This window comes from Streptomyces sp. ACA25 (genome assembly GCF_028200735.1).
Lineage (GTDB): Bacteria > Actinomycetota > Actinomycetes > Streptomycetales > Streptomycetaceae > Streptomyces.
In genome coordinates this window covers 44,011-56,558 of the sequence record NZ_JAQKPV010000019.1, presented here as the reverse complement: position 1 = coordinate 56,558, position 12,548 = coordinate 44,011, and the positions used below count along the sequence as shown (strand labels likewise).

At 70.4% G+C, this 12,548-nt stretch carries 11 protein-coding genes; 3 read left to right on the top strand and 8 right to left on the bottom strand.

The genetic code is table 11. From position 1 onward, the window contains the following. Positions 1-119: 119 nt before the first annotated feature. Positions 120-1,115 (top strand): EamA family transporter RarD, encoded by a 996-nt coding sequence (gene rarD / locus PJ985_RS22185; protein ID WP_271685664.1) that lies wholly within the window; start codon positions 120-122, stop codon positions 1,113-1,115. 76 nt (positions 1,116-1,191) lie between these two features. Here the strand turns inward: rarD and PJ985_RS22180 are convergent, their stop codons facing one another. Together PJ985_RS22180 and PJ985_RS22175 are read right to left on the bottom strand one after the other, a co-directional pair. Beyond that, a complete protein-coding gene (locus PJ985_RS22180; protein WP_271685663.1) occupies positions 1,192-2,046 on the bottom strand; it encodes a LolA family protein in 855 nt (284 codons plus the stop codon). Positions 2,047-2,307: 261 nt separating this feature from the next. After that, entirely contained in the window at positions 2,308-3,318 is a 1,011-nt protein-coding gene (locus tag PJ985_RS22175; protein ID WP_271685662.1) for a polyprenyl synthetase family protein, read from the bottom strand. 189 nt (positions 3,319-3,507) lie between these two features. On the opposite strand from PJ985_RS22175, the gene fahA reads away from it, so the two are divergent. After that, positions 3,508-4,740, top strand: coding sequence for a fumarylacetoacetase (gene fahA, locus PJ985_RS22170; protein ID WP_271685661.1), 1,233 nt, complete (start codon positions 3,508-3,510; stop codon positions 4,738-4,740). A gap of 119 nt (positions 4,741-4,859) precedes the next feature. Then, on the top strand, positions 4,860-5,450 hold the full coding sequence (locus PJ985_RS22165) for a hypothetical protein (protein ID WP_271685660.1): 591 nt from the start codon (positions 4,860-4,862) through the stop codon (positions 5,448-5,450). 120 nt (positions 5,451-5,570) lie between these two features. Here the strand turns inward: PJ985_RS22165 and nuoN are convergent, their stop codons facing one another. Genes nuoN through nuoI form a run of 6 tightly spaced genes read right to left on the bottom strand, consistent with a single transcriptional unit; the run spans position 5,571 to position 12,505 of the window. Further along, positions 5,571-7,214, bottom strand: coding sequence for an NADH-quinone oxidoreductase subunit NuoN (nuoN, locus tag PJ985_RS22160; RefSeq protein WP_271685659.1), 1,644 nt, complete (start codon positions 7,212-7,214; stop codon positions 5,571-5,573). Next, the gene (locus PJ985_RS22155; RefSeq protein WP_271685658.1) at positions 7,211-8,854 is read right to left on the bottom strand and encodes an NADH-quinone oxidoreductase subunit M; all 1,644 of its coding nucleotides are present in this window, start codon (positions 8,852-8,854) and stop codon (positions 7,211-7,213) included. The genes nuoN and PJ985_RS22155 overlap by 4 nt, the downstream gene beginning before the upstream one ends. Before the next feature lie 3 nt (positions 8,855-8,857). Next, complete coding sequence (nuoL, locus tag PJ985_RS22150; RefSeq protein ID WP_271685657.1) at positions 8,858-10,753, bottom strand: NADH-quinone oxidoreductase subunit L; 1,896 nt, start codon at positions 10,751-10,753, stop codon at positions 8,858-8,860. A gap of 14 nt (positions 10,754-10,767) precedes the next feature. Then, positions 10,768-11,067, bottom strand: coding sequence for an NADH-quinone oxidoreductase subunit NuoK (nuoK, locus tag PJ985_RS22145; RefSeq protein WP_271685656.1), 300 nt, complete (start codon positions 11,065-11,067; stop codon positions 10,768-10,770). Then, positions 11,064-11,912, bottom strand: coding sequence for an NADH-quinone oxidoreductase subunit J (locus tag PJ985_RS22140; RefSeq protein ID WP_271685655.1), 849 nt, complete (start codon positions 11,910-11,912; stop codon positions 11,064-11,066). Before PJ985_RS22140 ends, nuoK begins: the two co-directional genes overlap by 4 nt. After that, on the bottom strand, positions 11,909-12,505 hold the full coding sequence (nuoI, locus tag PJ985_RS22135; RefSeq protein WP_271685654.1) for an NADH-quinone oxidoreductase subunit NuoI: 597 nt from the start codon (positions 12,503-12,505) through the stop codon (positions 11,909-11,911). The genes PJ985_RS22140 and nuoI overlap by 4 nt, the downstream gene beginning before the upstream one ends. Positions 12,506-12,548: the final 43 nt, after the last annotated feature.

The following is a 12,548-nucleotide window of genomic DNA, read 5'->3' as shown; positions in this document are numbered from 1 at the left end:
GTCAGCCCGGCTCACCTTGCTCACCCCTGGTCACCGACAGGACCATGGAGTGAAACGGGAATGACAGACGGGGGCGCGGACGCTTACCGTCCTCGGGGGACCGGACTCGGGAGGCAACGGTGGCATCGTCCACAACGGATCGCGCGGGGCTGCTGTACGCCTTCGCGGCCTTCGGCATGTGGGGGCTGCTCCCCCTCTACTGGCACCTGCTGGAGGCCACCGCCGCCTCCGAGGTGCTGGCGCACCGCATGGTCTGGTCACTGCCGACCGCCGTACTCATCCTGGCCCTGGTCCGCAAGTGGTCATGGATACGGCCGCTGCTGCGCCAGCCGAAGCGGCTCGGCCTGCTGACTCTCTCCGCCACCCTGATATCGGCCAACTGGTACATGTTCATCTGGGCGGTCTCCCAGGACCGGGTCATCGAGGCCTCGCTGGGCTACTTCATCAACCCGCTGATCACCATCGCCATCGGCGTGCTGCTGCTGCGTGAGCGGCTGCGCCCCCTCCAGTGGGCGGCCGTCGGGATCGGCGCACTGGCGGTCGTCGTGATGAGCGTGGCCTACGGCCAGGTGCCGTGGCTGTCGCTGGCCTTGAGCGTGACCTTCGCCGCCTATGGGCTGGTGAAGAAGCAGACCGCGCTCGACGGCCTGGAAGGCTTCAGCGCCGACTCCGCACTGCAGTTCCTGCCCGCCTTCGGTTTCCTCGTCCTGCTGGCCGCCCGCGGCGACTCCACCTTCACGACCGAGGGCACCGGTCACACCCTGCTGCTGGTCGGCACCGGGCTGGCCACCGCCCTGCCGCTGATCTTCTTCGGAGCCGCGACCGTACGGGTGCCGCTGTCCACCGTCGGCCTCCTGCAGTACATCGCCCCGTCGACGATGTTCCTGCTCGGCCTGCTGGCCTTCGGGGAGGAGATGCCGCCCGAGCGCTGGACCGGCTTCCTGCTGGTGTGGACCGCCCTGTGCCTGCTGACCTGGGACGCGCTGCGGAACCAGCACCGCGGCCGGGTGGCCCTCCGGCACGCCGCCGCCCGGGCCGCGGCGGCCGACCCGGCCGCCGCGGCAGCCGTGCAACCCAGCGACGGCACGCCGGAGCCCCTCACCACCCGCCGGTGACACCGCACGGGTGAGCCCCCGCTCACCAGGGACCGGGGTGAACGAGGGCTCGGGAAGGCGGCCGTGCCGCCAGGTCTCAGAAGTGGCCGAGGAAGCCCGGGAACAGCCCTTCGAGGGAGCCGCCCTCGTTCAGGTCGATGACCGTGGCGTCCTTCGGCGGCGTGAAGTCGAAGCTGCCGCCCGCCGGACGCTCGTAGTTGATCTGGGAGAACGACACATCGAGCAGCGGCTTGCCCGAACCCTTGACGGTGACCGCCAGCGGAACGCCGGTCTCGGCGTCCACCGCGACCCGCACCGACTCCACCGAGCCGTCTCCGTCCTTCGGCTCGACGAGCAACTGGTACGCGGCCTGTCCGGCCACCCGTGCGGTGCCCTCGACGGATATGTCGGCGTACTCCCCGGCATCGGCCAGCAGCTGGTCGGTCACCTCCTGCGGGGTCAGACCCGAGTCGAAGCCGAAGGCCCCCGCCCCGGTCCCCCCGGCGTGCTCCCGGTACTCCGGAGCGGTGGCCCGGTAGGCCGTGTTGCTCGCGCTGTCGTAGGCCCAGAGGTCACCCGTCTTGTGGATGATGCTGAACTCGTCGGAGCCGTCCACGATCGCCAGCCGCTGACGGTCCGGCCCGTCCACCGCGACCCGCAGCGTGCTGTCCCCGGCGACCACGCTCGCGAGCCGGCCCACGGGGCCGTCCAGCGCGCCGGCCATCCGGTCCATCCCCGGGAAGCCGAAGTCGACGCTGACCCGGACAGTGCCGGACAGCTGCTCGGTGTCCGACTCCGCGATCTTGACGAGCAGTTCCTCGGCGGTCACCTCGGGCAGCTCCGGGCTGCCGTCGCTGGCGAGAGCCGGGTACAGGCCCGCGCCGACCGCGGCCACCCCGGCGACCACAGCGGTCGGTACGAGAGCCCGTCGGAGGTTCCTGTGCAGTGCCATCTGACATCCCCATCTGTTCGGCGATCAGCGATCGTCCCCCGGTCGCCTCCTGACACCCTTGATTCTTCCGGTACCGGACATCGCGGGGCATCGGCCGCTGGGCCGGTTCTGGCTCCTCCCCGGGGATGACCAGGCACGGCATCCCGGGCGTGCGCCCCTTAGGGGTGTTCCCTGCCCCCGCTGTGCGCCCCTGCCGTCACGTGCCCGGGCGGTGCCGAAGCAGTGCCCGGACAGTGCCGAAGCAGCGCCCGGGCGGTGCTGTCAGGACGCCCGGTCGGCGACCGCGTCGCAGAGCGCCGCGAGAGCGGCCCTGGCGGGCACTGACGGCAGCGATGCCAGGGTGTCCCTGGCGGCCCCGGCGTACCGCAGGGCGTCGCCGCGGGCATGGGCCAGCGCGGGGTGGAGCCGCAGCCCGGCCAGCGCCTCGGCGTGCCGCCCGGGGTCGGTGAGGTCACCGTCCAGCAGCTCGACCAGCGCACGGTCCTCGACGGAACCGCCGGCCGCGGCGTGCTCCCGGAGCCGCAGCACCGGCAGGGTGGGGATGCCCTCCCGCAGGTCGGTGCCCGGGGTCTTGCCTGACTCCTCGCTGTCGCTCGCGATGTCGAGCACATCGTCGGCCAGCTGGAAGGCCACCCCGATCCGTTCGCCGAACTGGGTGAGGATGTCGACCGTCGCCTCGTCCGCGCCGGCCATCAGCGCACCGAAGCGCCCGGACACCGCGATCAGCGAACCCGTCTTGCCCGCGATCACGTCCAGATAGTGCGCGACGGGGTCGGCCCCGGGCGGCGGACCCGCGGTCTCCTGGATCTGGCCGGTCACCAGCCGCTCGAACGCCTCGGCCTGGATACGGACCGCTTCCGGCCCGAGCCCGGCCACGATGCTGGAGGCGCGGGCGAAGAGAAAATCGCCGGTGAGAACGGCCACCGAGTTGTCCCAGCGGGCGTTCGCACTGGGCACCCCGCGGCGCACCTCGGCCTCGTCCATGATGTCGTCGTGGTAGAGCGTGGCCAGATGGGTCAGCTCGACGACGACCGCGGCAGGCACCACGCGCGGCGAGTGCGGATCCGCGAACTGTGCCGCCAGCATCACCAGCAGCGGCCGGAAGCGTTTGCCCCCGGCACGCACCAGGTGCTGCGCGGTCTCCGTGATGAAGGGCACATCGCTCTTGGTGGCCTCGATCAGCCCCGCTTCGACAGCCGCCAGCCCAGCCTGGATATCGGCTTCCAGGGCCTGGTCCCGCACGCTCACCCCGAAGGGCCCCACGACGGTCACGAGCGCTACTCCTGTCTCCGGTGCCTTGTTCCTCGCAGGGTATCGGGTCCGGCGACGATCACGACCGGCGCATACCCTTCCCGCCGCCGCCGGCCGGGCCCCGAACAGCGTGCCGCACCCGTGCCGTGTCTGCCAAGGCCGCCCCGTCGCGGCGGCAGACACCGGCTGTCACCGCACTAGGGTGTGGCCATGTCTGACCTGAGCCTGCTCGACGTGGCCGAGGATGATCTCTTCGGTCCGGACAATCTTCCCTACGGTGTCTTCACCACCGCTGACGCGCCCGACCGGCGCCGCATCGGGGTCCGGTACGGCACGGCCGTCCTCGACGTCGGGGCCTCCGCAGCCGCGATGAACTCTCCGCACACGGAGCTGCTGTCGCAGCCCTCCCTGGACCTGCTGATGGCCGCCGGCCACCCCACCTGGCGAGCCGTCCGGGCCGATCTCCGGCTGTGGCTCACCTCCCCGGCACACCGCGAGATTCTCGGCTCCCGGGGATTGCTCCACCCCCTGGACGAGGTGACGCCGCACCTGCCGTACACCGTGGCCGACTACGTCGACTTCTACGCCAGCGAGCATCACGCCTCCAACGTGGGCCGGATGTTCCGCCCCGACAGTGAGCCGCTCACCCCGAACTGGAAGCATCTGCCGATCGGCTACCACGGGCGGGCCGGCACCGTGGTGGTCTCCGGCACTCCGGTCATCCGCCCGCAGGGACAGCGCAAGGCGCCGGACGCCGCGAGCCCCGGCTTCGGTCCGTCCCGGCGCCTCGACATCGAGGCCGAGGTCGGCTTCGTGGTGGGCACCCCCTCCGAGCTCGGCGAGGCGGTCCCGCAGTCCGCGTTCCGGGAGCACGTCTTCGGCGTCTGCCTGGTGAACGACTGGTCGGCCCGCGACATCCAGGCCTGGGAGTACGTCCCCCTCGGACCGTTCCTCGGAAAGTCCTTCGCCACCTCCGTCTCCCCCTGGATCACGCCCCTGGAGGCGCTGGAGGGCGCCCGGGTCGCTCCCCCGGAGCGGACCCACCCGCTGCTGCCGTATCTCGACGACAGCGCGGCGGAGCCGGCCGGCCTGGACCTGCGCATCGAGGTCCGGCTGAACGGTCACGTGATCGCCGAGCCGCCGTTCTCCACGATGTACTGGACGGCGGCCCAGCAGCTGGCCCACCTGACGGTGAACGGCGCGAGCCTGCGTACCGGTGACCTGTTCGCCTCGGGCACGGTCAGCGGACCGGAGCCCGGCCAGCGCGGCTGCCTGCTGGAACTGACCTGGTCGGGCCGCGACCCGATCATGGTCGGTGACGAGCAGCGGACCTTCCTGGAGGACGGGGACGAGGTGACCATCAGCGCGTGGGCCCCGGCGGCGAACGGCTCCCGGATCGGCCTGGGCGAGGTCTCCGGACGGGTGTCTCCGGCGACCGGGTGACCTCCCGCTGCCGGCCACCGGGGGCCGGGGCGAACGGCTCCCTCCGGGCACCCCGGCCCCCGGCCGCCCGCACACGGTAGGTTGCGGTCGTTCGAATTTCTCGGAGGGGGAGACCTCACATGGCCAAAGCAGTACGTCTGGCAGCACCCGTGGTCGCGGTGGCAGCCGCTCTGATGCTCACCGGCTGCGGCAGTGACAACGGTGACGCGGACAACGGCGAGGGGACGGCAGCGGACCGGATCGCGGAGGAGACCTCCGAGGACGGGGCAGAGGACGGATCGGACGGTCAGGCGGACGAGGCCGGCAGCACCGAGGGCATGTGGGTGACCGGAGAGGGTGACACGGCCAATGTGCTGATCCTTGCGGAGGGCGCGGCCACGTTCATTCCCGGCAGCACCGAGGATCTCTGCGTCGGCACGGCCACCGAGGCGGGCGACACGCTCGCACTCGCCCTGGACTGCGGAGCGGGCGGCAACTGGACCGCGGCCACCGCAGGGCTGTCCGGGAAGACGCTGAACGTGACCTGGCACACCGGCGAGGACGAGAGCTACGGCCTGGCCCTGAGCTCGGCGGAGCTCGGCAGCATCGCCGACTTCGGGGACCTCGCGGACTTCGGGGACTTCGGGGACCTCGCGGACTTCGGGGACCTCGGAGAGCTGGGCGACCTCGGCGATCTCGGTGGCGTGGACCTGGACGGTCCCGGCAACTGACCACCGGCCGCGCGACGTCTCTCCGGCCCGCGCGCCGGGCCGGAGGACGGACATACGGCTGAGGCCCGGCCCCCGCTCCTTGGGGGGCCGGGCCTCGGCCATGCGTGGAACGGAGCCGCCTTACCGCACGAAGACCCCGGCCTGGCCGGCCAGGTCGAGGAAGTACTGCGGAGCGACCCCGAGCACCACGGTGACCACGGCGGCCAGCCCGACGACGGAGCTCGTCAGCGGGCTGGGGATGACCACGGACGGGCCGCCCGGCTGCGGGTCACTGAAGAACATCAGCACGATCACACGGACGTAGAAGAAGGCCGCGATGGCCGACGCGATCACACCGACGATCACCAGGCCCATCGCCCCGGCTTCCGCGGCCGCCTTGAACACCGCGAACTTTCCGGCGAAGCCGGAGGTCAGCGGAATGCCCGCGAAGGCCAGCAGGAAGAGCGCGAAGACACCGGCCAGCAGCGGAGAACGCCGGCCCATCCCGGCCCACTTCGACAGGTGGGTGGCCTCCCCGCCGGAGTCCCTGACCAGCGTGATGACGGCGAAGGCGCCCAGTGTCACGAAGGAGTAGGCCGCCAGGTAGAACAGCACCGAGGAAATGCCCTCCGGGCTGATGGCCACCACACCCGCCAGGATGAAACCGGCGTGCGCGATCGAGGAGTAGGCGAGCAGCCGCTTCACATCGGTCTGCGTGATGGCCACGATCGCACCGGCGACCATGGAGGCGATGGACACGCCCCACAGCACCGGTTCCCAGTCCCAGCGGAGCCCCGGCAGAACCACGTAGAGCAGCCGCAGCAGGGCACCGAACGCGGCGACCTTGGTGGCTGCCGCCATGAAGCCGGTGACCGGGGTGGGAGCGCCCTGGTAGACGTCGGGCGTCCACATGTGGAACGGCACGGCGCCGACCTTGAACAGCAGGCCCATCAGCACCATCGCGCCGCCGATGAGCAGGTAGGCGTCGTTGCCCATGGTGGTCGCCAGGCCCGGGTCCATGGCCGGCGGAGTACCGGCGACCACGTCGGCGATGCCCGCGTAGGACACGGTGCCGGCGTAGCCGTAGAGCAGGGCGATGCCGAACAGCAGGAAGGCCGAGGCGAAGGCGCCGAGCAGGAAGTACTTGACCGCCGACTCCTGGGAGAGCAGCCGCCGCCGGCGGGCGAGGGCGCACAGCAGGTACAGCGGGAGGGAGAAGACCTCCAGGGCGATGAAGAGGACCAGCAGGTCGTTGGCCGCCGGGAAGATCAGCATGCCGCCGGTGGCGAACAGCAGCAGCGGGAAGATCTCGGTGGTGGTGTGCCCCGCCTTGACCGCGACCCGCTCCGCCTCACCGCCCGGAAGGGCAGCCGCCTGGGCGGCGAACGAGTCCACCCGGGAGCCGTGTTCGGCCGGGTCGAGCCGGCGTTCGGCGAACAGGAAGACCGAGAGCAGACCGACCAGCAGAAGGATGCCCTGGAGGAACAGGGCCGGGCCGTCCACGGCCAGCGCGCCCATCCCGGCGATCTGGGCCTCGGTGCCGGCGTGGCCGCTCGCGGCCAGCCCGACGACGGCTGCGAAGGCCGCGGCCAGCGCCAGCACGGCCAGCAGGGCCTGGCTGCCGTACCGGTAACGGCGCGGGGCGAACGCCTCGATGAGCACGCCGACCACGGCGGCGCTGAGCACGATCAGGCTCGGGGAGAGCGCGACCCACTCGATCTGCGGGGCCTGCAGTGCCTCTTGCGACACGGCCCACGTGGCGTGGAAACCTTCCGCGGTGCTCACTGTGAGGCCTCCAGGGTGTCAATCGGCACGGTCGGTTCGGGGTCGGTCTCGCCGACATCGGAAAGCGTGTGCTCCACGGCCGGGTTGACGATGTCGGTGACCGGGGCCGGGAAGACGCCCAGGAAGAGCAGCAGCGCGATCAGCGGTGCCACCACGGCGAGTTCCCGGGGGCGCAGGTCGGGCAGCTTCTCGAGGCCGGGCCGCACCGGGCCCGTCATCGTCCGCTGATAGAGGATCAGCACGTAGAGCGCGGCCAGCACGATGCCGGCGCAGGCGATGATCGCGACTGCCGGGTACCGGACGAAGGTGCCGACGAGCACCAGGAATTCACTGATGAACGGCCCGGTGCCGGGGAGCGAGAGGGTTGCCAGACCGCCGATGAGGAAGGTGCCCGCCAGCACCGGGGCGGTCTTCTGCACCCCGCCGTAGTCACCGATGAGCCGCGAACCGTGCCGGGAGATCAGGAATCCGGCGACCAGCATCAGGACGGCGGTGGCGACACCGTGGTTGATCATGTACAGCGTGGCGCCGCTCTGGCCCTGGCTGGTCATCGCGAAGATGCCGAGCACGATGAAGCCGAAGTGGCTGATCGAGGCGTAGGCGATCAGCCGCTTCATGTCCCGCTGGCCCAGGGCGAGCAGCGCGCCGTAGACGATGCTGACGAGCGCGAGTCCGAGCACCACCGGGGTGGCCCAGGCGCTGGCCTCCGGGAACAGGCCGAGGCAGAAGCGGAGCATCGCGAAGGTGCCGACCTTGTCGACGATCGCGGTGATCAGCACGGCAACCGGGGCGGTGGACTCCCCCATCGCGTTGGGCAGCCAGGTGTGCAGCGGCCACAGCGGAGCCTTCACGGCGAAGGCGATGAAGAAGCCGAGGAACATCAGCCGCTCGGTGTTCTGGGCGAACGTCAGCTCCCCCGTGGCCCGGGCCTCGGTGATGGCCTGCAGCGAGAAGGTGCCGGCGCCGAGCTGGTCGGCGGTGGCCACGTACAGCGCCACCACCGCGGCCAGCATGATGAGCCCGCCGGCCAGGTTGTACAGCAGGAACTTCACCGCGGCGTAGGTCCGCTGCTTGGCCTGCTCGTCCGTGCTCAGCCCGCCGGCCCGGTCCCCGAAGCCGCCGATGAGGAAGTACATCGGGATGAGCATGGCTTCGAAGAAGATGTAGAACAGGAAGATGTCCGTCGCGACGAAGGACATGATGACCATTGCCTCGACCATGAGGATCAGGGCGAAGAAGGTCTGGGTGGGCCGCCGGGTACGGGTGGCCTGGGCGGTGGCGGTGCCACCGGTGCCCGCCGAACGCTCATCGGGCTCGGCGTCGTTCCAGCCGGCGCCGATGAGGAACGGGATGAGTACCGCGGTGAGTGCGAGCATCGCGACGGCGATGCCGTCCACCCCGAGCTCGTAGCGGACCCCGAAGTCCGGGATCCACGCGTGCGACTCGGTCAGCTGGTAGCGGTCCGCACCGGAGCCGGTGTCGAACCGCAGCACCACCACGGCGACCAGCAGCAGGGTGGCCAACGACGTCGCCAGGGCGAGCCACTTGGCGGTGGTGCGCCGGGCGGCGGGCATCGCGGCGGTGGCGAGTGCACCGATCGCCGGCAGCAGGGCCGTGGCCGTCAGCAGGGGAAATGACATAACTCAGACCGCCCTCATCAGCAGGGTCACGGCGACCAGGACCGCCGCACCGCCGAACATCGAGACCGCGTAGCTGCGGGCGAAACCGTTCTGGACCCGCCGCAGCCGTCCGGACAGCCCACCGAACGCGGCTGCCGTGCCGTTGACCACCCCGTCGACGAGCTTGTGGTCGACGTAGACCAGTCCGCGCGTGAGGTAGTTGCCGGGCGTGACGAACGCGGCGTGGTTGAAGTCATCCTGGAGGAGGTCGCGCCGGGCCGCGCGGGTGACCCAGCGGCCGGTCGGGGCGACCTCCGGCACCGGGCGGCGGCCGTACTGCCACCAGGCGGCGCCCACGCCGATGAGCATCACCGCGGTGGCGGCGACCGAGACCATCAGGTGGCTGAGCGGCGAGTCCCCGGTGGCGTGCTGGGTGACCGGTGAGAGCCAGTTCACGAACGCGTCGTTCCAGGAGAACAGGCCGCCGGCGAAGACCGAGCCGAAGGCCAGGACGATCATGGGGATGGTCATGCTCCGGGGCGACTCGTGCGGGTGCGGCTCGTTGCCCCGCTCGTCGGGCTGCCAGCGCTTCTCCCCGAAGAAGGTGAGGAGCATGATCCGCGTCATGTAGTAAGCGGTCAGCGCGGCGCCGAGGAGCGTGACCCCGCCCAGCAGCCAGCCCTGGGTCCCGCCCTGCCCGAAGGCCGCGTAGATGATCTCGTCCTTGGAGAAGAAGCCGGAGAGATAGGGGAAGCCGATGATGGCGAGGTAGCCGAAGCCGAAGGTCACGAAGGTGACCGGCATGTACTTCCGCAGCCCGCCGTAACGCCGCATGTCGACCTCGTCGTTCATGCCGTGCATCACCGACCCGGCGCCGAGGAACAGCCCGGCCTTGAAGAAGCCGTGGGTGACCAGGTGCAGGATGGCGAAGACGTAGCCGACCGGGCCGAGGCCGGCGGCCAGCATCATGTAGCCGATCTGCGACATCGTGGAGCCCGCCAGGGCCTTCTTGATGTCGTCCTTGGCGCAACCGACGATCGCGCCGAAGAGCAGCGTGACCGCACCGACCACGACGACCGCGGTCTGCGCGTCCGGGGCGGCATTGAAGATCGCGCCGGACCGGACGATCAGGTAGACGCCGGCGGTCACCATGGTGGCGGCGTGGATCAGGGCGGAGACCGGGGTCGGGCCCTCCATCGCGTCCCCGAGCCAGGACTGCAGCGGCACCTGAGCCGACTTGCCGCAGGCGGCGAGCAGCAGGGTCAGGCCGATCGCGGTGAGGATGCCCTGCTCCGCGCCGTCGGCGTTGCCGAGCACCTCGGTGAACGCGAAGGTGCCGAAGGTGCTGAACATCAGGAAGATCGCGACGGCGAGACCGACGTCACCGACCCGGTTGACGACGAACGCCTTCTTCGCCGCGGTGGCCGCGCTCGGCTTGTGCTGCCAGAAGCCGATCAGCAGGAACGAGGCGAGACCGACGCCCTCCCAGCCCACGTACAGCAGCAGGTAGTTGTCGGCGAGCACCAGCAGCAGCATCGCCGCGAGGAACAGGTTGAGGTAGCCGAAGAAGCGGCGTCGCCGCACGTCGTGCTCCATGTACCCGACCGAGTACAGGTGGATCAGCGTGCCGACGCTCGTGATCAGCAGCACGAAGGTCATCGAGAGCTGGTCGAGCTGGAAAGCGACGTTCGCCTGGAAATCGGCGACCGGCACCCAGGTGAACAGGTGCTGGTGCATCCCGCGGTCGTCGCCGTCCCGGCCGAGCATCTCGACGAACAGCACCGCTGCGAGAACAAAGGACAGGGCGGCCAGACCGGTCGCGAGCCAGTGGCCCACGCGGTCCAGGCGGCGCCCGCCCACAAGAAGCACCGCCGCGCCGAGCAGCGGTGCCCCGACGAGCAGTCCGATCAATGACTCCACTGGTTTCTAACCCCTTACAGCTTCATCAGACTGGCGTCGTCTACCGAGGCCGAGTGGCGGGAGCGGTACAGCATGACGATGATCGCCAGGCCGATGACGACCTCCGCGGCGGCGACGACCATCACGAAGAACGCGATGATCTGGCCGTCGAGGTTGCCGTGCATCCGGGAGAAGGTGACCAGCGCCAGGTTCGAGGCGTTCAGCATCAGCTCGATGCTCATGAACACCACGATGGCGTTCCGCCTGATCAGTACGCCGCAGGCACCGATGGTGAACAGCAGCGCGGCCAGATGGAGGTAGTTCTCGGGACTCACTTGCGGGCCTCCTCGGCTCCGGCGTCGGGCCCGTCCTCGTCGCCGCGGCCCTGGTGCTCTGCGGTGCGCTTCTCCAGCGCCGCCAGGTCGGCCAGGGCCTCCCGGTGGACCTCGCGGACCTGGCCGCGGCCGCGCAGCGTCGCCATGACGGTGAGTTCGGACGGGGTGCCGTCGGGCAGCAGACCCGGGATGTCCACGGCGTTGTGCCGGGCGTAGACACCCGGGGCGGGCAGCGGCGGCAGCTGGGTGCCGGACCTGACACGGTCCTCGGCCTGCTCGCGCTGTGTCCGGGTGCGCTCGATCCGCTCGCGGTGCGTCAGCATGGTGGCGCCGACCGCGGCGATGGTCAGCAGCACGCCGGTCACCTCGAAGGCCACCACGTAGCGGGTGAAGAGGAGGCTGGCGATGCCCTGGACGTTGCCGCCCGCGTTGGCCTCACCGAGCCCGGTGAAGGACTGCACGGAGGCCTGCCCGATGCCGGCGATCAGCAGGATGCCGAGGCCCAGGCCGCAGGCGGCGGCCAGCAGGCGCTGGCCTTTCAGGGTCTCCTTGAGCGAGTCCGCCGCGCTGACGCCCACAAGCATGAGGACGAACAGGAAGAGCATCATCACCGCGCCGGTGTACACCACGATCTGGACGACGCCCAGGAAGTAGGCGCCGTTGGCGAGGTAGAACAGGGCCAGGATGATCATGGTGCCGGCCAGGCACAGTGCGGAGTGCACGGCCCGCTTCATCAGCACCGTGCCGAGCGCCCCGGCCACGGCCAGCGGCGCCATGATCCAGAACTGGGCCGCCTCCCCGCCGGACGTCGACGTCTCGGCGGCGAGCGTCAGCAGGGCGCTCATCGGGCGGCCTCCTCGTCGGCGCGCAGCGTGCGGTCCGCGGGGTCCTCGCCCTTGCTGACCGCGGTCTGCCGCTCGGTGCCCGGTGCGGCCTCGGTGACCAGACCGCTGTAGTAGTCCTTCTCGGTCATGCCGGGGTGAATGGCGTGCGGGCTGTCGACCATGCCCTCCTGCAGTCCGGCGAGCAGCTCGTCCTTGGTGTAGATGAGCGACTCACGGCTGCTGTCGGCCAGCTCGTAGTCATTGGTCATGGTGAGCGCGCGGGTCGGGCAGGCCTCCACGCACAGCCCGCACAGGATGCAGCGCAGGTAGTTGATCTGGTAGACGCGGCCGTAGCGCTCGCCCGGGGAGTAGCGCTCCTCCTCGGTGTTGTCCGCGCCCTCCACGTAGATGGCGTCGGCCGGACAGGCCCAGGCGCACAGCTCGCAGCCGATGCACTTCTCCAGCCCGTCCGGGTGCCGGTTGAGCTGGTGACGGCCGTGGAAGCGTGGAGCGGTCGGCTTCTTCTGCTCCGGGTACTGCTCCGTCAGCCGCTTCTTGAACATGGCCTTGAAGGTCACGCCGAAACCGGCGAGCGGATTCTCGAACTTAGACACCGCGCATCAGCCCTTCGGGGGTCAGGGGGGTCGTCCCCCGGGA